At 70.4% G+C, this 18,622-nt stretch carries 20 protein-coding genes; 3 read left to right on the top strand and 17 right to left on the bottom strand.

All coding sequences use genetic code 11. The features are described from left to right. Nucleotides 1–66 precede the first annotated feature (66 nt). The 14 genes from tatC to arc all read right to left on the bottom strand — a co-directional run bounded on the left by tatC (nucleotide 67) and on the right by arc (nucleotide 12,829). Nucleotides 67–975 (bottom strand): twin-arginine translocase subunit TatC, encoded by a 909-nt coding sequence (tatC, locus tag TR48_RS03090; RefSeq protein WP_042364280.1) that lies wholly within the window; start codon nucleotides 973–975, stop codon nucleotides 67–69. A gap of 100 nt (nucleotides 976–1,075) precedes the next feature. Further along, a complete protein-coding gene (tatA, locus tag TR48_RS03085) occupies nucleotides 1,076–1,369 on the bottom strand; it encodes a Sec-independent protein translocase subunit TatA (protein WP_042364279.1) in 294 nt (97 codons plus the stop codon). Nucleotides 1,370–1,484: 115 nt separating this feature from the next. Next, a complete protein-coding gene (locus TR48_RS03080; protein WP_052442367.1) occupies nucleotides 1,485–1,712 on the bottom strand; it encodes a hypothetical protein in 228 nt (75 codons plus the stop codon). A gap of 158 nt (nucleotides 1,713–1,870) precedes the next feature. After that, nucleotides 1,871–2,107, bottom strand: coding sequence for a hypothetical protein (locus TR48_RS03075; protein WP_042364278.1), 237 nt, complete (start codon nucleotides 2,105–2,107; stop codon nucleotides 1,871–1,873). Continuing rightward, a complete protein-coding gene (locus TR48_RS03070; RefSeq protein WP_042364277.1) occupies nucleotides 2,104–3,051 on the bottom strand; it encodes a helix-turn-helix transcriptional regulator in 948 nt (315 codons plus the stop codon). The genes TR48_RS03075 and TR48_RS03070 overlap by 4 nt, the downstream gene beginning before the upstream one ends. Next, nucleotides 3,048–4,046, bottom strand: a complete 999-nt coding sequence (locus TR48_RS03065; RefSeq protein WP_042364276.1) for a helix-turn-helix transcriptional regulator — start codon at nucleotides 4,044–4,046, stop codon at nucleotides 3,048–3,050. Before TR48_RS03065 ends, TR48_RS03070 begins: the two co-directional genes overlap by 4 nt. A gap of 166 nt (nucleotides 4,047–4,212) precedes the next feature. Next, nucleotides 4,213–4,593 carry an FKBP-type peptidyl-prolyl cis-trans isomerase gene (locus TR48_RS03060; RefSeq protein ID WP_042364275.1) on the bottom strand — a complete coding sequence of 127 codons (381 nt, stop codon included), beginning with the start codon at nucleotides 4,591–4,593 and terminating at the stop codon, nucleotides 4,213–4,215. Between the two features lie 96 nt (nucleotides 4,594–4,689). Further along, nucleotides 4,690–5,736: an FKBP-type peptidyl-prolyl cis-trans isomerase gene (locus TR48_RS03055; protein WP_152627766.1), complete on the bottom strand. Its 1,047-nt coding sequence runs from the start codon at nucleotides 5,734–5,736 to the stop codon at nucleotides 4,690–4,692. A gap of 108 nt (nucleotides 5,737–5,844) precedes the next feature. After that, on the bottom strand, nucleotides 5,845–7,206 hold the full coding sequence (gene pafA, locus TR48_RS03050) for a Pup--protein ligase (RefSeq protein ID WP_042364273.1): 1,362 nt from the start codon (nucleotides 7,204–7,206) through the stop codon (nucleotides 5,845–5,847). Nucleotides 7,207–7,285: 79 nt separating this feature from the next. Further along, nucleotides 7,286–8,056 (bottom strand): proteasome subunit alpha, encoded by a 771-nt coding sequence (gene prcA / locus TR48_RS03045; RefSeq protein ID WP_042364272.1) that lies wholly within the window; start codon nucleotides 8,054–8,056, stop codon nucleotides 7,286–7,288. A 57-nt stretch (nucleotides 8,057–8,113) separates the two neighbouring features. Next, a complete protein-coding gene (gene prcB, locus TR48_RS03040) occupies nucleotides 8,114–8,959 on the bottom strand; it encodes a proteasome subunit beta (protein ID WP_042364271.1) in 846 nt (281 codons plus the stop codon). A 39-nt stretch (nucleotides 8,960–8,998) separates the two neighbouring features. Continuing rightward, on the bottom strand, nucleotides 8,999–9,217 hold the full coding sequence (locus TR48_RS03035) for a ubiquitin-like protein Pup (RefSeq protein WP_037606618.1): 219 nt from the start codon (nucleotides 9,215–9,217) through the stop codon (nucleotides 8,999–9,001). 155 nt (nucleotides 9,218–9,372) lie between these two features. Continuing rightward, nucleotides 9,373–10,884 (bottom strand): depupylase/deamidase Dop, encoded by a 1,512-nt coding sequence (dop, locus tag TR48_RS03030; protein ID WP_042364270.1) that lies wholly within the window; start codon nucleotides 10,882–10,884, stop codon nucleotides 9,373–9,375. A 178-nt stretch (nucleotides 10,885–11,062) separates the two neighbouring features. Continuing rightward, nucleotides 11,063–12,829 carry a proteasome ATPase gene (arc, locus tag TR48_RS03025; protein ID WP_042364269.1) on the bottom strand — a complete coding sequence of 589 codons (1,767 nt, stop codon included), beginning with the start codon at nucleotides 12,827–12,829 and terminating at the stop codon, nucleotides 11,063–11,065. Nucleotides 12,830–13,048: 219 nt separating this feature from the next. Here arc and TR48_RS03020 point away from each other — a divergent pair, with 219 nt between their 5' ends. Next, nucleotides 13,049–13,351, top strand: coding sequence for a ferredoxin (locus TR48_RS03020; RefSeq protein ID WP_042364268.1), 303 nt, complete (start codon nucleotides 13,049–13,051; stop codon nucleotides 13,349–13,351). Between the two features lie 89 nt (nucleotides 13,352–13,440). Here TR48_RS03020 and TR48_RS42915 read toward each other — a convergent pair whose 3' ends face one another. The 3 genes from TR48_RS42915 to TR48_RS03005 form a co-directional block, all read right to left on the bottom strand. Beyond that, entirely contained in the window at nucleotides 13,441–14,097 is a 657-nt protein-coding gene (locus TR48_RS42915) for a hypothetical protein (protein ID WP_052442366.1), read from the bottom strand. Between the two features lie 150 nt (nucleotides 14,098–14,247). After that, nucleotides 14,248–15,225: a tRNA (adenine-N1)-methyltransferase gene (locus TR48_RS03010; RefSeq protein WP_084728751.1), complete on the bottom strand. Its 978-nt coding sequence runs from the start codon at nucleotides 15,223–15,225 to the stop codon at nucleotides 14,248–14,250. Nucleotides 15,226–15,454: 229 nt separating this feature from the next. Continuing rightward, on the bottom strand, nucleotides 15,455–16,672 hold the full coding sequence (locus TR48_RS03005; protein ID WP_063770893.1) for a site-2 protease family protein: 1,218 nt from the start codon (nucleotides 16,670–16,672) through the stop codon (nucleotides 15,455–15,457). A 286-nt stretch (nucleotides 16,673–16,958) separates the two neighbouring features. On the opposite strand from TR48_RS03005, the gene TR48_RS03000 reads away from it, so the two are divergent. Both TR48_RS03000 and TR48_RS02995 read left to right on the top strand, forming a co-directional pair. Then, nucleotides 16,959–17,906: a RecB family exonuclease gene (locus TR48_RS03000; protein WP_084728727.1), complete on the top strand. Its 948-nt coding sequence runs from the start codon at nucleotides 16,959–16,961 to the stop codon at nucleotides 17,904–17,906. A gap of 15 nt (nucleotides 17,907–17,921) precedes the next feature. Continuing rightward, nucleotides 17,922–18,593: a response regulator gene (locus TR48_RS02995; RefSeq protein ID WP_042364267.1), complete on the top strand. Its 672-nt coding sequence runs from the start codon at nucleotides 17,922–17,924 to the stop codon at nucleotides 18,591–18,593. Nucleotides 18,594–18,622 lie beyond the last annotated feature (29 nt).

Here is an 18,622-nt window from a genome sequence, read left to right as displayed (position 1 = left end):
CGACAGTCCACCTGAAGATTGTTTACCGACTGGTTAACGCCTTCAGGTGACCGCTCGGGTGACGTCTCAGGTGACGTCGTCGGGGTGGTAGATCATCGGCTCGCCGGCGGCCAGCTCGGTCGCGTTGACGGGCTCCGGGATCGGCAGGTCGTCCGCGCCGAGGGCGGAGGGCCGCAGGTCGAGCGAGGAGGCCTCGTCGTCGTCCAACTGGCTGTCCGGGTCCTCGGCCCTGCGCCGGGCCACGGCCTTGTCTCGCAGCGTGGCCACGCCGACGGCGGCGAAGTAGAGCAGGCACATCGGCACGGCGAGCACGGTCATGGTGACCGGGTCGCCGGTGGGAACGGCGATCGCGGAGAAGACGAAGATCCCGAACACCGCACCGCGCCACCAGCCGCGCAGCTTGGCGGCGCTCACCACGCCGAGGAAGTTCAGCATCACCAGCAGCAGCGGGATCTCGAAGGAGAGCCCGAAGACCAGCACCATCCGGATGAAGAAGTCCAGGAACTCGGCGCCGGAGAAGGCCAACGAGAAGTTGGCGGGGTTGAAGCTCGCCAGGATCTGCAGGGCCTTGGGGAAGATGGTGTAGGCCAGGTAGGCGCCGCCCGCGAAGAGGGGAACGGCGGCGGCCACGAAGCCCAGGCCGTACTTCTTCTCCTTCTTGTACAGCCCGGGCGCGACGAACGCCCACAGCTGGTAGCTCCACACCGGCGCGGCCAGGATGAAGCCGATCATCATCGAGATCTTGAAGGTGAAGGTCAGCGGCGAGAGCACACCGTTGTTCACCAGCAGACCGTTGGGACACGCCTTGGTCTTCTCGCCGTACCCGTGGACGCCCGTGATGTGGCAGGCGGGAGTGACCAGCTCGTTGATCGCCCAGGTGTGCAGGAGCCAGCCGAGAACCGTGGTCACCAGCAGGGCGAGTACGCAGACGATCAGCCGGTAGCGCAGCTCGCGGAGGTGGTCCGCGAGGGGCATCCGGCCTTCGTCGTTCTTCGGAGGACTCTGCCTCGTCTTTGTGTCGCTCACCGTGCGGCTGTGTCCCTGCGCGAAAGGAAGAAAGGGGAGGAGGTGCGGCTCAGCCCTGGGTGGTGGGCTGCTTGTCCTCGACGGGGCGAGCGGAGGCGGTGTCGCCGGGGGCGGCCTGGATCGTCTTCGGAGCGGCGGCCTCGGCCTGCTGCTCGGAGGAGGTCTGCACGTTGCTGACGGACGCGTCCTTCTTGCCGTCGTCCTTCATGGCGCCGACCTCGGACTTCAGGATGCGCAGCGACTTGCCCAGGGCACGCGCCGAGTCGGGGAGCCGCTTGGCCCCGAAGAGCAGCAGCACGATGACCGCAATGATGATGATTTCGAGAGCGCGGTTTTCGAGCATCGGGGTTCCCTCTTCGTCGTCGTGTCTGCGCCGATGATACGCACCGTGACGTCACGGGCGTCCAGAGCGTCGCCGCAGATCTTGCCGCTTCGACGCATCTTCGATACTACGCGGGTCAGTTTGTGCCTTGAACAGACGGTGTGAGGGCGGTGAACGCGAGTTCCCCGCCGTGTCGGGCGAGCAGCTCCGCCTCGCGTTCGACCCCTGCACCCGCCCGCGCGAGTCGCTCCGCGCTGCGGGACAGCGCCCTACCGAGCAGAACCACCTCACGGTAGGCGAGAACGGCGAATATTCCCAGCACCATGAGCCCCGCGGTGGTGAGGCCGACGATCATCCAGATCACAGGGCCAGTCTAATGAGACGGGACGTTGCATCTCCCCAGGGGCGCGAGGAACTGCGCGACAAGCCACCGATGAGCGGACACTCCCCCTCCGCGCAGGGCCGTCCGCACGCCGGTGGTTCCTCCCGCAGTTCCTCGCGTCCCTGGACAGTGCAACCAGCTCAGATGCCGACGTGGAGACGCATCGTCGGGACGCCGGCGCCGGTGAGGGCGTCGATGATGCGTTCGCCGGCGGGCTTGCGGACGGCGACGCCGCAGGCCGGGCAGGTGAAGGAGTAGAAGGTGCGTTCCTTCGTACGGCCCAGGGCCAGGCGGAAGGCGCGGGCCTCGAGCTCCGCCGTGGCGCGGCAGTCCGGGCAGGAGGCCCGAAAGCGGGTCGGGAAAGCGACCGCGCTCATGCGTCGTACCGGGCCAACGCCGCGCCCGCCGCCTTGCGGGCCTGCTCGGCGAGGGACGCGGGGGCGAGGACGCGACCGTCGGGGCCGAGGCGCAGCACCAGGCGCAGCAAGGAGGAGGGGTCCGGCGTGCGCAGCACGATCCGCAGGCCGCCGTCGGGGAGCTCCTCCGCCGACTCGTGCGGGTAGTACTCCGCGACCCAGCGGCCGCCGGGGGCGACCTCCAGGACGACCTGCGGGTCCTCGCTGGACGGGTGGACCAGGCCCTCGGACAGGTCGCGCAGCTCCAGCGGCGGCGGGTCCGAGGGGGTGTCCAGGACCTTGATCTCGGCGATCCGGTCCAGCCGGAACATCCGGCGGTCCTCGGAGAGCCGGCACCAGGCCTCGAGGTAGGTGTGCCCCTCGGTGATCAGGCGGATCGGGTCGACCTCGCGCTCGGTCAGCTCGCCGCGTCCGGAGGACCAGTAGTTCAGCCACAGGCGCTTGCGCTCGGTGAACGCCCGGTCGATCTCGGCGAAGACGTCGCCCTCGGCCTCGAAGGTGACGCCGACGCGGGTGCTGCCCTCGGCGACGTCCCCGGCGGCGGCCTCCAGCTTGGCGACGGCGCGCGTCAGCGCCTGGCGGTCGCGCTCGCGCAGGCCGGGCATGCCGGCCACCGCGCGCGCGGCGACCAGCAGCGAGGTCGCCTCGTCCGCCGCGAGGCGCAGCGGCTGGGCCACGTCGTCGGCGTTGTGCCACCAGATCTGCTCGCCGTCGGTGTCGATGTCGAGCAGGTCGCCGCCGCGGAAGCTGGTGCCGCACATCGGCAGGACGCTGAGGTCGCGGATCAGCTCACGCTCGGTGACGCCGAAGGCGCGGGCGACCTCGCTGACCCGGGCGCCGGGGCGTTCGCGCAGATAGGTGACGAGCGAGAGCATCCGACGGGTCTGGTCGATGGCGCTGCTCATGCGCCCACCTCACTCTCGTTCGTGACAGCCGCCGCCACCGCGCGCAGCCGCGCGATGACGTCCGCCCGCAGCTCCGCGGGCTCCAGCACGACCACGTCGGGGCCGTACTCGACCAGGTCCGCCGCCAGCCCGAGGCCGTAGGGGATCTCCAGCTCGTCCCACTCGGCGTCGGTGGGCTGGGCCGAGACGGCCTTGGCGCGCAGCGGGAAGCCGGCCTTGCGGCGAACCCGGACGCGGGCCCGCTCCGTCGCGCCCTCCCCGGCGAACCGGGCGACGGCCTGACGCACGTCCACGTGGTCGGGGACCTCGGCGAGGAACCGTCCGCCCTTGCTGCGGACCTTCCCCATGATCCGGCTCAGCCGGAAGACGCGGACGTCCTCGCGGTCGCGGTCCCAGCCGGCCAGGTACCAGTGGCCGTGCCAGAACTCCAGCGCCCAGGGCTCGACCGTGCGCGGCTCGGCGACGGCGGAGCCGCTCTTGCGGTAGTCGAAGCCGACCGGACGGCGGTCGCGGGCGGCGACCAACAGCGGTTCGAACGCGGCCTCGCGGGCCGGGATGCGCGGCTGGAGGGCGGTGCGGCCCTCGGCGTCGTCCTCGGCGAGCGAGCCGGCCGCGCGCAGCTTCTGCAGGGCGCCGCTGGCGGCACCGGCGAGCCGTGCCTGCTCCCAGACGCCCGCGGCGAGGCTCAGCGCGGCGGCCTCCTCCGCGTCCAGGTGGATCTCCGGCAGGCGATTGACGTCGCGTCGGGCCAGGTAGCCCAGCTCGCCGTCGAGCGGGTTCTCCACCACGTCGATGAGCAGCCCGAGTTCGCGCAGATCGTCCTTGTCGCGCTCGAACATGCGGTTGAAGGCGTCCTCGCTGGCCTGCTCCCCCGCCGCCCCGGCCTCGCGGTACGCCTCGATGGACTCCCGCAGCTCCCGCTTGCTCAGCGGGCGCTTGGTGTTCATCAGGCACAGCGCGAGGTTCATCAGGCGCTCGGACTTGGCGATGGGCATCGCTCACCCTTCTCTACGCGCGGCTCCGGCCGCGGCGGGCCACTCGGACCACGCATCAACTGACCGTACCGGTAGGCACCTGCGCCACAAAGCGCACCCCCGCCCGAAGGCCGGCTGTGGTAGCACGGCGCCTCGGACGGGGGTGCGAGGAGCGAACGTCTGCGCGTCAGCGCTTGGCGACGCCCACGAGGTCGCAGACGAAGATCAGCGTCTCGCCCGGGGCGATCTTGCCGCCCGCGCCGCGCTCGCCGTAGGCAAGCTTGGACGGGATGACCAGCTCGCGGCGGCCCCCGACCTTCATGCCCTGGACGCCCTGGTCCCAGCCCGCGATGACCTGGCCGACACCCAGCTGGAAGTCGAGCGGGGCGCCGCGGTTCCAGCTGGCGTCGAACTCCTCGCCCGAGCTGAAGGACACGCCGACGTAGTGGACCTTCACGAAGTCACCGGCCGCGGCGACCTCGCCGTCGCCCTCCCAGAGGTCGCGGATCTGCAGATCCGCCGGCGGCTCGCCACCCGGGAAGTCGATCTCCGGCTTCTCGATGCTCAAGGTAGTGCTCTCCTCAGTACGGACGTGTCCGACGGCGCTGGGCCCTCGGCACGGGACTGTCTGACGCAGCCCTGGACGGACTGCTCAGGCCCTACGTTACGCGGCGCCGAGGATGTCCACGACGAAGACCAGGTTGGAGTTGGCCGGGATGCCCTGGTTGCCCTGGGAGCCGTAGGCGTCGGCGGACGGGATGGTGAGCACCACCCGCGAGCCGACGGTCTGGCCGACCAGGCCCTTGTCCCAGCCCGGGATGACCTTGCCGGCGCCGATCTGGAACTGGGTCGCGCCGCCGTGGCTCCAGGAGGAGTCGAAGACCGAGCCGTCCTTGAGCAGGGCCCCGGTGTACTGCGCGAACAGCTGCTGGCCGGGCTTGACCACCGGGCCCTTGCCCTTGATCAGCACGCCGATGCCCAGCTTCTTCGGGTTCCGCTCGGCGTCGGTGATGGTGAACTTCGCCGCCGCCTTGTCGCCCATGGTGACCTGCGGCAGGCCGGCCGCCGGGGTCTCCGCGGTGCCCGAGGCCTGCGCGTCGTGGGCGATGGCCATGGTGATGTCGACGACCAGCACGTTGGTGTCGTGGCAGGTGATGTTGTACTTCGAGTAACCGGCGTTCTGGAAGCCGGCGGCCGGGGGCGCGACCACCAGGACCCGGCTGCCGACCTTGTGGCCCTGCACGGCGTCGGCGAACATCGGCATCATCTGCGTCTGGGACTGGTCCACCAGCGCGGCCGGGCCGCCGTCCGCGTAGGAGTTCTGCCAGTTGCGGCCGGTCCAGGTGTCGGCGACCAGGTTGAAGCCGACGAAGTCCTGCTTGCCGACGACCTGGCCGGTGCCCTCGGAGAGGGTCTTCACCACGAACTTGCCGTCCGGGTCGCCCTTGGCGGGGGTGATCTTCGCCGCCTTGCCGAAGGACCCGGAGACGGTGGGCAGCGTGCTGTCGTCGCTGACCGGTGCGGGCGTGGCCATGGGCGACGCCGCGGCGCTGCCGGACGGGCAGGGGCCGGTCGTCGAGGCGTCGGCCGAGGCCTGCTTGGCGCTGCTCCCACAGCCGGTGAGCAGCAGCGTGGGCGCGAGAAGCAGCGCGGCGGCGAGTCGGCGCACGGTGATCCTTAGGGTGGTCGCGAATCCGATGGTCCGCGCCACTCTATGGCCTTGCGCCGACTCCGCGCTGGGACCGACGACACAACACGGGTCACATTTTCGGCACGTACATGCCGACACGCTGCGTGACCGAACTGATCACCTCACTGATCACATCCCGGCGATCAGCTTCTCCACTCGCTCGTCCACGGAACGGAACGGGTCCTTGCACAGCACGGTGCGCTGCGCCTGGTCGTTCAGCTTGAGGTGCACCCAGTCGACGGTGAAGTCCCGTCGCTGTTCCTGCGCGCGGCGGATGAAATCGCCGCGCAGGCGCGCCCGGGTGGTCTGCGGGGGCACCGACTTGGCCTCGAAGATCTTCAGGTCGTCGCTGACCCGCTCGGCCTGGCCGCGGTTCTGCAGCAGGTAGTACAGGCCCCGGCGGCGGTGGATGTCGTGGTACGCGAGGTCGATCTGGGCGACCCGCGGGTGCGACATGGAGATGCCGTTCTTGGACCGGTACCGCTCGATCAGCTGGTACTTCATGATCCAGTCGATCTCGCGGTCCACCTTGGAGTAGTCCTCCGTGCGCACCGCCTCCAGGGTGCGGCCCCACAGGTCCAGCACGCGGGCGACGTTGCCGGTGCGGATGCCGCGGTTGTCGGCGAAGTCGGAGGCCTTGTTGAAGTACTCCTGCTGGATCTCCAGGGCGCTGGCCTCACGGCCGTTGGCGAGCCGGACCAGCCGGGAGCCGGTCAGGTCGTGGGAGACCTCCCGGATGGCCCGGATCGGGTTCTCCAGGGTGAGGTCGCGCAGCACCGTGCCGGCCTCGATCATCCGCAGCACCAGGTCGGTCGCGCCGACCTTGAGCAGCGTGGTGGTCTCCGACATGTTGGAGTCGCCCACGATGACGTGCAGGCGGCGGTAGCGCTCGGCGTCCGCGTGCGGCTCGTCGCGGGTGTTGATGATCGGGCGCGAGCGCGTCGTGGCCGAGCTGACGCCCTCCCAGATGTGCTCCGCGCGCTGGCTCACGCAGTAGACCGCGCCGCGGGGGGTCTGCAGCACCTTGCCGGCGCCGCAGATGAGCTGCCGGGTGACCAGGAACGGGATCAGTATGTCGGCGAGCCGGGAGAACTCGCCGTGGCGGGCGACCAGGTAGTTCTCGTGGCAGCCGTAGGAGTTGCCGGCGGAGTCGGTGTTGTTCTTGAACAGGTAGACGTCCCCGGCGATTCCCTCCTCGTGCAGGCGCCGCTCGGCGTCCACGAGGAGGCCCTCCAAGATCCGCTCCCCCGCCTTGTCGTGCGTCACCAGCTCGGCGACGTCGTCGCACTCAGGGGTGGCGTACTCGGGGTGCGAGCCCACGTCGAGGTAGAGGCGGGCCCCGTTGCGCAGGAACACGTTGCTGCTGCGGCCCCATGACACGACACGGCGGAAGAGGTAGCGCGCCACCTCGTCCGGGGACAGTCGCCGCTGCCCCCGGAACGTGCAGGTGACGCCGTACTCGTTCTCCAGCCCGAAGATTCGGCGGTCCATGCCTACTTGTTCACCTTCCCGCCCAGTCTCGAAACCGTGGGAAAAGCTGTGCTGTCGGGGAGACGCCCCCCGACGCCGACTACTCGGCGTCGGGGGCGGCCTCCTCGCCTGCCGCCGGAGCGGCCTCGTCGTCCACTGCGGCACTGGCGTCGCCCTCGAGCAGCCGGGCGAGCTGGGTGCCGAGCAGCCGCTTGAACTTGCGCTGCTGCCAGCGGCCGCGGTCCAGCACCGCGACCTCCAGCTGATCCGGCGTCATGGCGCGGGCCGCGCCGCCGTTCGGGTCCCTGGCCAGGCTGTCGACGGCGAGCTTGAGCGCCTCCGGCAGACTCAGGCCCTCCTCGTGCCGCTGGTCCAGGTAGCTGGCGATCGACTCGGCGTTGCCGCCGACGGCGACGCTGCCGTGCTCGTCGACCACCGAGCCGTCCGGGGTCAACCGGTAGATCTGGTCGTCGCCGGGGTTCTTGCCCACCTCGGCCACGATCAGCTCGACCTCGTAGGGCTTCTCGCCGGTGGACGAGAAGATGGTGCCCAGGGTCTGGGCGTAGACGTTGGCCAGGCCGCGCGCGTTGACGTCGGCACGGTCGTAGGAGTAGCCGCGCAGGTCGGCGTAGCGGACGCCGCCGATGCGCAGGTTCTCGAACTCGTTGTAGCGGCCGACGGCGGCGAAGGCGATGCGGTCGTAGATCTCCGAGACCTTGTGCAGCGCGCGGGAGGTGTTCTCCGCGACGAAGACGATGCCGTCGGCGTAGGTGAGCACGACCACGGACCGCCCCCGCGCGATGCCCTTGCGGGCGTACTCGGCGCGGTCGGCCATGGCCTGCTGGGGTGAGACGTAGAACGGCGTCGACACCGGTCGCCCCTTCTCTTCGGATTTTCTCGGCTTGTCGAACGGTCAGGTGAGGTGGGCTCAGAGGAGCGGTGCCTGGGGGCCGTCCGGCTGCTCCAGGCGGTGCCCGAGGACGGCCTCGGCCAGCTCACCGACCTCCGAGTCGGCAAGGCGGCGGAAACCCTCCTCGGAGATGACCGAGACGATCGGGAAGATCCGGCGGGTGAGGTCGGGGCCACCGGTGGCGGAGTCGTCGTCGGCGGCGTCGTAGAGCGCCTGGATGACGACGGTGGCCGCGCCCTCGGCGGTCAGGTCGGAGCGGTACAGCTTCTTGAGCGAGCCCTTGGCGAACAGCGAGCCGGAGCCCACCGTCGCGAAGCCCGTCTCCTCGGAGCGGCCGCCGGTGACGTCGTAGGTGAAGATGCGGCCCTTGCCCTGTTCGAGGTCGTAACCAGCGAACATGGGGACCACGGCCAGGCCCTGCATGGCCATCCCCAGGTTGCCCCGGATCATGGTGGTCAGGCGGTTGGCCTTGCCCTCGAGGGAGAGCGAGGTGCCCTCGATCTTCTCGTAGTGCTCCAGCTCCAACTGGAACAGGCGCACCATCTCGACCGCGAGACCGGCGGCGCCGGCGATGCCGACCGCGGAGTACTCGTCGGCCGGGAAGACCTTCTCGATGTCGCGCTGGGCGATGATGTTGCCCATGGTGGCGCGGCGGTCACCGGCCAGGACCACGCCGCCGTCGTAGGTGGCCGCCACGATGGTGGTGCCGTGCGGCGCCTCCAGCGGCTGCACCCCGGCCGGCAGGTCGCGCCGACCGGGCAGCAGTTCGGGCTGGTGGCTGGCCAGGAAGTCCAGGAACGAGGACGAGCCCGGCGTCAGGAAGGCAGCCGGCAGACGCCCGGTGCCAGAGAATGAGGCTTCCACAGCTTTCCTTCCAGTGCGTGAGTCGATCAAGGAGAGAATCTACTCTCCACCCTTCTGGACGAACCCCCGAACGAAGTCCTCCGCGTTCGATTCCAGGACCTCGTCGATCTCGTCGAGGACCGCGTCGACGTCGTCGTCCAGCTTCTCCTTGCGCTCCTTGAGGTCCGAGGCCTCGTTCGCCTCGACCTCGGTCTCCTCGACCTCCTCGGAGGAACGATTCGCACGCTGCTGGCCGCCGCCGGTGTCCTTGGTCGCCATTGCCCTCACCCCGCTCTTGAGTGGATCAGCTGATCCTGACCCTACGGCTTGTAGTCGATGAACGTCGATCGTTGCCCGGATGATGCCCATCGGCATCCAGTTCACCCATGGTGAACAGACGCCCTCGTACGGTTACGCTCAGCGCGTACAGACGTTCAGCCGCCGCTCAGCACGCGCACGAGCTCCTCGGCGGTCCGACAGCGGTCGAGCAGGGCTTTCACATGGTTCCTGGTGCCGCGCAGCGGCTCCAGAGTGGGCACGCGCTGGAGCGAGTCCCGGCCCGGGATGTCGAAGATCACCGAATCCCACGAGGCCGCGGCCACGTGGTCCGCGTACTGCTCCAGGCAGCGGCCGCGGAAGTAGGCGCGGGTGTCCTCCGGGGGCTGGTGTGCCGCGCGCAGCACCTCCTGCTCGTCCAGCAGGCGGTCCATCCGTCCACGCGCCACCAGGCGGTTGTACAGGCCCTTCTCGGCCCGCACGTCGGCGTACTGCAGGTCGACCAGGTGCAGCCGGGCGTCGTCCCACTCGAGGTGGTCGCGGCGCCGGTAGCCCTCGAGGATCTCCTTCTTGGCCACCCAGTCCAGCTGGCGCGAGAGGGACATCGGGTCGCGCTCCAGCTTGCCGAGCACGTCCTCCCAGCGGTCCAGCACGTCGCGGGTCTGCTCGTCGGCGTCCTGGCCGTAGCGGTCCTCGACGTACTTGCGGGCCAGCTCGCAGTACTCCATCTGGAGCTGCACGGCGGTCAGCTTGCGCCCGCTCCGCAGCTGGATCAGGTACTCCAGCGACGGGTCGTGGGAGACCCGGTGCAGGGTGCGCACGGGCTGGTCGACGACCAGGTCGACGGTGATGAAGGCGTCCTCGATCATCGACAGGACCAGGGCGGTCGTGCCGAGCTTGAGGTAGGTGGAGATCTCCGACAGGTTGGCGTCGCCGATGATCACGTGCAGCCGGCGGTACTTCTCGGCATCGGCGTGCGGCTCGTCGCGGGTGTTGATGATGGGCCGCTTGAGGGTCGTCTCCAGGCCGACCTCGACCTCGAAGTAGTCGGCGCGCTGGCTGAGCTGGAAGCCGTGCGCCGAGCCGTCCTGGTGCAGGCCCACGCGGCCGGCGCCGGTGACCACCTGGCGGGAGACGAAGAACGGGGTGAGGTGCTTGACGATGTCGGCGAACGGCGTCGCCCGCTTCATCAGGTAGTTCTCGTGGGTGCCGTAGGAGGCGCCCTTGTTGTCGGTGTTGTTCTTGTACAGGTGGATGGGCTGCGCGCCGGGCAGCTGCAGGGCGCGGCTGGCCGCCTCCTCCATGATCCGCTCGCCGGCCTTGTCCCAGAGCACGGCGTCGCGCGGGTTCGTGACCTCGGGCGAGGAGTACTCGGGGTGGGCGTGGTCGACGTAGAACCGCGCGCCGTTGGTCAGGATGATGTTGGCGAGGCCGATGTCCTCGTCGGTCAGCTGGCTGGCGTCCGCCGCGTCACGAGCCAGGTCGAAGCCGCGCGCGTCGCGCAGCGGGTTCTCCTCCTCGAAGTCCCAGCGGGCTCTGCGGGCCCGGTGCATCGCCGCCGCGTACGCGTTGACGATCTGGGACGAGGTGAGCATGGCGTTGGCGTTGGGGTGCCCCGGGACGGAGATCCCGTACTCCGTCTCGATGCCCATGACGCGCCGTACAGACATGCGGCCCTCCTTCGCGTTACCGCGGACGAACCGGTGCGGTCACCCGAGCCGGTGCGGTAACCCGAGACTAGATCCACCCGGTGACAACCGGGAGATCGCTGACACGAACGTCCGGCCGCGAGGGCCCACGGGCTCCCGCAGCCGGACGTCGAGAGGTGGTGCTGTTGTCCTACAGGTGTTACAGGTACTGACCCGTGTTGGCCACGGTGTCGATGGAGCGGCCGGACTCGGCGCCCTGCTTCCCGGTGACCAGCGTGCGGATGAAGACGATCCGCTCGCCCTTCTTGCCGGAGATGCGGGCCCAGTCGTCCGGGTTGGTGGTGTTGGGCAGGTCCTCGTTCTCCTTGAACTCGTCCACGCAGGCGGAGAGCAGGTGGGAGACGCGCAGACCGCGCTGGCCGTGGTCCAGGAAGTCCTTGATCGCCATCTTCTTGGCCCGGTCCACGATGTTCTGGATCATGGCGCCGGAGTTGAAGTCCTTGAAGTACAGGACTTCCTTGTCACCGTTGGCGTAGGTGACCTCCAGGAAGCGGTTCTCCTCGGACTCGGTGTACATCCGCTCGACGACCGCCTGGATCATGGCGGCGACGGCGGCGTCCGACGAGTCGTCGTGCTCCTTGACGTCGTCCGGGTGCAGCGGCAGCGAGGTCTTCAGGTACTTGGAGAAGATGTCCTTCGCACCCTCGGCGTCCGGCCGCTCGATCTTGATCTTGACGTCCAGGCGGCCGGGCCGCAGGATCGCCGGGTCGATCATGTCCTCGCGGTTGGAGGCGCCGATGACGATGACGTTCTCCAGGCCCTCCACGCCGTCGATCTCGGCCAGCAGCTGCGGGACGATGGTGTTCTCCACGTCCGAGCTGACACCCGAGCCGCGGGTGCGGAAGAGCGACTCCATCTCGTCGAAGAAGACGATGACGGGCGTGCCCTCGCTCGCCTTCTCCCTGGCCCGCTGGAAGACCAGGCGGATCTGCCGCTCGGTCTCGCCGACGTACTTGTTGAGCAGCTCCGGGCCCTTGATGTTGAGGAAGTAGCTCTTCCCCTGGGGCTGGCCGGTGACCTCGGCGACCTTCTTGGCCAGCGAGTTCGCGACCGCCTTGGCGATCATCGTCTTGCCGCAGCCGGGCGGGCCGTAGAGCAGCACGCCCTTGGGCGGCCGCAGCTCGAACTCGCGGAACAGGTCCGCGTGCAGGTACGGGAGCTCGACCGCGTCGCGGATCTGTTCGATCTGCTGACCCAGGCCACCGATCTTGGAGTAGTCCGTGTCCGGGACCTCCTCCAGGACCAGCTCCTCGACCTCGCTCTTCGGCACGACCTCGTAGACGTAGCCGGAGCGCGGCTCCATCAGCAGCGCGTCGCCGGGGCGGAGCACGATGTCCCGCAGCGGCTCGGCGAGGCGGACCACCTTCTCCTCGTCGGTGTGGCCGGTGACGAGCGCGCGCTCGCCGTCCTCCAGCACCTCCTTGAGGGTCACGATGTCGCCGATGCTCTCGAAGGTCATCGCCGCGACGATGTTCAGCGCCTCGTTGAGCATGACCTCCTGGCCGCGGCGCAGCTCGGCGAGCGGGACGCTCGGGCTGACGTTGACCCGCAGCTTGCGGCCGCCGGTGAAGATGTCCGCGGTCTCGTCCTCGTTGGCGCTCAGGAACGTGCCGAAGCCGGCGGGCGGCTGGGCGAGCCGGTCGACCTCCTCCTTCAGCGCCAGGATCTGGTCCCGCGCCTCGCGCAACGTAGAGGCGAGCCGCTCGTTCTGGGCGGTGACCCCGTTCAGGTTGGTCTGCAGCTCGACGATCCGCTCTTCCAGGATCCTCGTGTGCCGCGTGGGCTCGGCGATCTTGCGGCGCAGGACTGCGATCTCCTGCTCGAGCATCGAGATCTGTGCCTGTGCATCTTCAGAACCCCGTGCGGGCCTGCCGCCTCGGGCGTAGTCGTCATCGTGGGCTGCCACGGTCCTCACCTCCTCCGGGGGGAGCTGACGCTTCCAGACCCTACCTGCGCCTGGGAGTGTTGAAACCCCTTGATCGAAACTCCGAAGGGGTGTGTCCGATCTTCACCCTTGCGCACGTCCCCTCTGGTAGTGCACATACCCACCTCCACGTTGCTCGAAAGCGGGCGGGGGTAGGCTGACGAGGTCAGCACCATCGAGAACGCGGAACGGGCGGCGGAGATGTCCACCAGCACCGAGACGGGGGCCGCAGAGGCCCTGGAAGTCTGGATCGACCAGGACCTGTGCACCGGCGACGGGATCTGCGTCCAGTACGCACCCGAGGTGTTCGAGCTCGACATCGACGGCCTGGCGTACGTCAAGGGCGACGACGACGAGCTGCGGACGGAGCCCGGGGCCTGTGTGCCGGTCCCCTTGACGCTCCTTCAGGACGTGGCGGATTCGGCCAAGGACTGCCCCGGCGACTGCATCCATGTCCGCCGCGCGCGCGACGGGGTCGAGGTGTACGGACCTGACGCGGAGTAGGAAGCCTCCGCGCAAACACCCCCCGCCACGTGACGAAGGTCACATGACGGGGGGTGAGGTGTTTTCGCGTCAGTTCGGACCGCGCCGGTTCACACCTGGGCCGAGTTGGCCGTGACCGCGGGCGCGCCCCAGGCGCCGTCGGCCCCGAGGGTCCAGTTCAGGGTCTCCGAGAGGTCCGGGCAGCAGCTCGGGACGGAGGCCGAGGAGTAGCCGATGACGACGGCGTGGATCGAGCCGTCGCTGCGCATCGCCATGCTGCGGACGGTCAGACGTTTGGCCGGATCCAGCAGTTGGATCGGGGCCGCGTGGCCCGCCTCCAGGACGTAGAGGCCGTCCGGCGGGGAGCCCGCGCCCGCGTCGCAGCGGGCGGCGATCACCGTCACCGGGGCGCCGGCGCCCGGCAGCGCGGCCGCGAAGTGCTGGTCGATGTGGACCGGGAGCGGGCCGCAGTCGATCGGCAGCTTGGCCTTGGCCGGATCCGGCGCCGTGGCCGCCGCGCCGCCGGCCAGCGGGTGGGCGGCGCCGGGCTGCCCCGCACCGCTCTGCGCGGCGCCGGTCTGCACTGCTCCCGCCGGACCGACCGCGAGCGCGAGCCCGACGACCCCGCAGAGGCCGGCGGCGGTGGCGATCCAGTGCAGGGGTTTGCTGCGCGCATGGGCGGGCAGCCGCGGCGCGGTCGTCGTCGGTGCCTCCTGGTCCCCGTCGGTCACCTCGGCGCTGCCCGACCCCGCCACCACCTGGACCACCAGGGCTACCTCTTTTCCCGCAGTGCACGCGCGATGTGTGGGCAGCATCGTCCCACAGTGCGAACAACGAAAGAACCACCGGGAAGCGACTGTTCGGTCGCTTCCCGGTGGTCGATTCGTGAAGGCCCTCGGCCCCCTCGTCAGCGCGCGTCAGCCCTCGTCGCCGTCGCGGTCGAAGTCCTCGACGTAGTCCTCGCCGGAGGCGTCCGAGCGGGACTCGGCCAGGCGCAGGTAGCGGCCCGCCTTGGTCTTCTCCGGCACGATCGACTCGCCGTAGGCGCCCTTGGACGGGCGACGGCGGCGCAGCGGCGGCTCGACGCCGTCCGCGAGCCGACGGGAGGTGAGCAGGAAGCCGGTGTGGCCGATCATCCTGTGGTCGGGGCGCACGGCCAGGCCCTCGAGGTGCCAGTTGCGCACCATCGACTCCCACGCCTGCGGCTCGGTGAAGCTGCCGTGCTCCCGCAGCGACTCGACGGTGCGCGAGAGCTGGGTCGTGGTGGCCACGTAGCAGCAGATCACGCCACCCGGCACCAGCGCCTTGGCGACGGCGTCCAGGCACTCCCACGGCGCGAGCATGTCCAGGACGACGCGGTCGACGTCCGACTCGACCAGGTTGTCCTGCAGGTCGCCCAGCGTCAGCTTCCAGGCCGGGTGCGGCCCGCCGAAGTAGCGCTCGACGTTGCTGCGGGCGATCTCGGCGAAGTCCTCGCGACGCTCGTAGGAGAAGAGCGCGCCGTCGTCGCCGACGGCGCGCAGCAGGCTCATGCTGAGCGCGCCGGACCCGACACCGGCCTCGACGACCCGGGCGCCCGGGAAGATGTCGGCCATGGTGACAATCTGCCCCGCGTCCTTGGGGTAGACGACCGCGGCGCCGCGCGGCATGGAGAGGACGTAGTCGGGGAGCAGGGGGCGCAGCGCGAGGTACTGGGTGTTCCCGGTGGTGCGCACGACGGACCCCTCGGGGGCCCCGATCAGCTCGTCATGGGAGAACGCACCCTTGTGGGTGTGGAACATCTTCCCGGCTTCGAGCGTGATGGTGTGGTGGCGTCCCTTGGGGTCGGTGAGCTGGACCTGGTCCCCGACCTGGAAGGGCCCGCGACGGCGGGCGGCGCCGGTCGGTTGAGTCATGCGGATCATTTTAGGGCCTGAACAGGTATGCACCGGCGGGCTCCGTAACGGGCGCGAGGCTCCTGCCGATCCGCGGCTCCGCCGCGCGGGCGCGAGAACCCCGAGGATCCCCGGCACGGGATGTCGCACGAGACAGGGGCGCGAGGAACTGCGCAAGAAAACAGCGGCGTGCGGATGGCCCGCCGCCGGAAGGTGCAACGACCGGCGGGCATCAGTCCGGGCCGCGCCCCTAATGCGCTGCGGGCACCGGGACCGGGTCCTCGCCGGACATGGCGCGGGCGAAGGCGCGTTCGACGTCGACCGCGGCGAGAACACCGAGCGGGGTGTCGTCGGGGGCGGTGACCAGGTACTCCGCGGCGGGGGCGGCACGGAGGGCGTCAAGGAGGTCCTCGCCCGACAGCGCGGCCGCGATCCTGCTGCCGGGGCCGAGCGGAGCGGAGACCTCGGCGACCTGCATCCACGGCCGCCGGTGCTCCGGTACCGCGCGGACCGCGCGCTCGCGGACGAGGGCGATGGGCGTGCCCGCCGAGTCGGTGACGATGATGCCGAGGGCGCCCGCGGCCTCCAGACGGCGCAGGGCCTCCGCGAGGGGGGTGTCCCCGGTGACGCTGACCGCGGGACGCGTCAGCGCGGTGGCGCTGAGCTGCGGAAGGCGCTCCCGCAGCCGCGCGGTGCGCAGGCTGCCGCCCGCGCCGTTCCAGATGATCGCGGCGAGGATCGCGCCCAGCACCGCGTCGGTCAGCAGCGAGGCCAGGCCCAGCCCGGGGGCCTGCGCGGCCGACCACGCGGGCAGCAGGACCAGCACGGCCACCGCCAGCAGCCGTCCGGCCCAGGCCGCGGCGACGGTGCCGGCCATCGGCCGGCCCGTCGCCTTCCAGACCAGGGCGCGCAGCATCCGGCCGCCGTCCAGCGGCAGGCCGGGCAACAGGTTGAAGGCGGCGACGACGAAGTTGCTCAGCATCAGCGAGGTCAGCAGCACGCCCGGCACGGTGGCCGGGGTGACGAACTGCATCGCCCCGAGGAAGACCCCGCCGAGCACCAGCGAGAGCAGCGGTCCGGCGAAGGCCAGCCAGAACTCCCGCCCGGCGCTCTGCGCCTCCTTGGTGATCTCCGAGACGCCGCCGAAGAACTGCAGCTGGATGCGGAGCACCGGCAGCCCGAAGCGCAGCGCCACCACCGTGTGCGCCAGCTCGTGCACCAGGACGGAGCCGTAGAAGGCGACCGCGAAGAAGAGCGAGACCAGGTAGCGGGCGCCGCCGAGGCCCGGCAGCACGGTGTCGATCTGGCCGCCGAAGAGCCAGGTGATCAGCGCGGCGACCAGGAACCAGCTGGGCGTGACGTAGACGGGCACGCCGAAGGGACGCCCCATCCGCAGGGCCCCCGCAGGACGCTCCGCGTCCTTGACGGGGGCTCGGCGCTGCTTGGCCTCGCCGTGCTCCTCGCTCACTGTCCGTCCGCCCCTTCACCTGGCCGAACCCGGGCCCGCCCCATGGTGCGCCCGCGGCTTCGCCCGCGCGCCACACGCTACGCGATCGTCGGGACGACCACCTGTGCGGCGGGCCGACAGCCCGTTCCTTCCCTTCTTACCCGCTTGGCCGTCTTACCCTCTCGGCCGTCTTACCCCCTCGGCCGTCTTAGCCGCTTGGCCGTCTTAGCCTCTCGGCCGTCTTACCCTCTCGGCGGTCTTAGCCGCTTGGCCGCGGGATGTCGGCGCCAGGCCATAGGGTCGGACCATGCAAGCCGCCGACCCGACGACGACCGACAGCCCCGTCCCTCCCGGGCCCCGCCCCGCGGAGGCCGGGCAGGCGGAGACCGAGCCCCTGGAGACCCCCGCGCATCCGGAGGCGCCACAGGCGCCCGTCGGGCCCTCGCGTCCGGTCTCCCTGTCGCCCTCGCGCGCGTCGGATTTCATGACGTGCCCGCTGCTGTACCGGCTGCGGGTGATCGACCGGCTGCCGGAGCCGCCCAGCCCGGCGGCGACGCGTGGCACGCTGATCCACTCCGTGCTGGAGCGGCTGTTCGACTCCCCCGCCGGCGAGCGGACCCCGGACACCGCCCGCGCGCTGCTGCGTCCGCAGTGGGAGCGCCTGCTGGAGGAGCGGCCCGAGGTCGCGCAGCTGTTCCCCGCCGAGACGGGCGCCGAGGAGCTCGCGGCCTGGCTCGCCGACGCGGAACAGCTGCTGGAGTCCTACTTCCGCGTCGAGGACCCGAACCGGCTCCAGCCCGCCGAGCGGGAGCTGCTGGTGCAGACGACGCTGGAGTCGGGCCTGACGCTGCGCGGCTACGTGGACCGCGTCGACGTCGCACCCACCGGCGAGGTCCGCGTGGTGGACTACAAGACCGGCCGTGCGCCCTCGCGGGATTTCGAGGGCAAGGCGATGTTCCAGATGAAGTTCTACGCGCTGGTGATCTGGCGTGCGCGGGGCGTCGTGCCCAAGCGGCTCCAGCTGCTCTACCTGGGCGGCGGCGGCCAGATCGTCAGCTACGACCCGGACGAGGCGGATCTGCTGGCCGTGGAGCGCAAGCTCCAGGCGCTGTGGCGGGCCATCGAGCGGGCGCTGGAGACGGGTGACTGGCCGGCCAGTCCCAACCGTCTGTGCGACTGGTGCGCGCACAAATCCCTGTGCCCCGCGTGGGGCGGCACCCCGCCTGCGTACCCTTTGGCTGAAAGCGTCAACTGATCAATGGAGCGTTCCGTGACGATCCGCGTGCTGCTGGTCGACGACCAGCCGCTGCTGCGCACCGGTTTCCGGATGATTCTGGAGGCCGAATCCGACATCGCCGTGGTGGGCGAGGCCGGGGACGGGCAGCAGGCGCTCGACCAGGTCCGCGCGCTCCAGCCGGACGTGGTCCTGATGGACATCCGGATGCCGCGGATGGACGGCGTGGAGGCCACCCGTCGCATCGCCGGCCCGGGGCGTGACGGCCCGGCCAAGGTGCTGGTGTTGACCACCTTCGACCTCGACGAGTACGTCGTGGAGGCGCTGCGGGCGGGCGCCAGCGGCTTCCTGCTCAAGGACGTCCCGGCGGAGGAGCTGGTGCAGGCGATCCGGGTGATCGCCGAGGGCGCCGCGATGCTGGCCCCGAGCGTGACCCGCCGCCTGCTCGACATGTACGCCGGCCGGCTGCCCTCGGGGGACGAGGCGCCGCCGCCCTCCCTGGGCACCCTGACCGAGCGGGAGGTCGAGGTGCTGAAGCTGGTCGCCAAGGGCCTGTCCAACGCGGAGGTGGCCGGCGAGCTGTTCGTCAGCGAGACGACGGTCAAGACGCACGTGGGCCATGTGCTGACCAAGCTGGGCCTGCGCGACCGGGTCCAGGCGGCGGTGTTCGCCTACGAGAGCGGTCTGGTCCGCCCCGGCGGCAGCTGACCTCCCACGCGTCCCGCCGCACCTCCTGC

The sequence above is a fragment of the Streptacidiphilus neutrinimicus genome (assembly GCF_000787815.1).
GTDB lineage: Bacteria > Actinomycetota > Actinomycetes > Streptomycetales > Streptomycetaceae > Streptacidiphilus > Streptacidiphilus neutrinimicus.
The sequence above is the reverse complement of the archived record's forward strand: the minus strand, read 5'-3'. Positions and strand labels throughout refer to the sequence as shown.

What these genes read in the sequence shown, in the direction of transcription:
- tatC (WP_042364280.1), bottom strand. Translation starts at nt 975, where the DNA reads ATGCCCCTCGCGGACCACCTCCGCGAGCTGCGCTACCGGCTGATCGTC.
- tatA (WP_042364279.1), bottom strand. Translation starts at nt 1,369, where the DNA reads ATGCTCGAAAACCGCGCTCTCGAAATCATCATCATTGCGGTCATCGTG.
- TR48_RS03075 (WP_042364278.1), bottom strand. Translation starts at nt 2,107, where the DNA reads ATGAGCGCGGTCGCTTTCCCGACCCGCTTTCGGGCCTCCTGCCCGGAC.
- TR48_RS03070 (WP_042364277.1), bottom strand. Translation starts at nt 3,051, where the DNA reads ATGAGCAGCGCCATCGACCAGACCCGTCGGATGCTCTCGCTCGTCACC.
- TR48_RS03065 (WP_042364276.1), bottom strand. Translation starts at nt 4,046, where the DNA reads ATGCCCATCGCCAAGTCCGAGCGCCTGATGAACCTCGCGCTGTGCCTG.
- pafA (WP_042364273.1), bottom strand. Translation starts at nt 7,206, where the DNA reads ATGGACCGCCGAATCTTCGGGCTGGAGAACGAGTACGGCGTCACCTGC.
- TR48_RS03035 (WP_037606618.1), bottom strand. Translation starts at nt 9,217, where the DNA reads ATGGCGACCAAGGACACCGGCGGCGGCCAGCAGCGTGCGAATCGTTCC.
- dop (WP_042364270.1), bottom strand. Translation starts at nt 10,884, where the DNA reads ATGTCTGTACGGCGCGTCATGGGCATCGAGACGGAGTACGGGATCTCC.
- TR48_RS03020 (WP_042364268.1), top strand. Translation starts at nt 13,049, where the DNA reads ATGTCCACCAGCACCGAGACGGGGGCCGCAGAGGCCCTGGAAGTCTGG.
- TR48_RS03010 (WP_084728751.1), bottom strand. Translation starts at nt 15,225, where the DNA reads ATGACTCAACCGACCGGCGCCGCCCGCCGTCGCGGGCCCTTCCAGGTC.
- TR48_RS03000 (WP_084728727.1), top strand. Translation starts at nt 16,959, where the DNA reads ATGCAAGCCGCCGACCCGACGACGACCGACAGCCCCGTCCCTCCCGGG.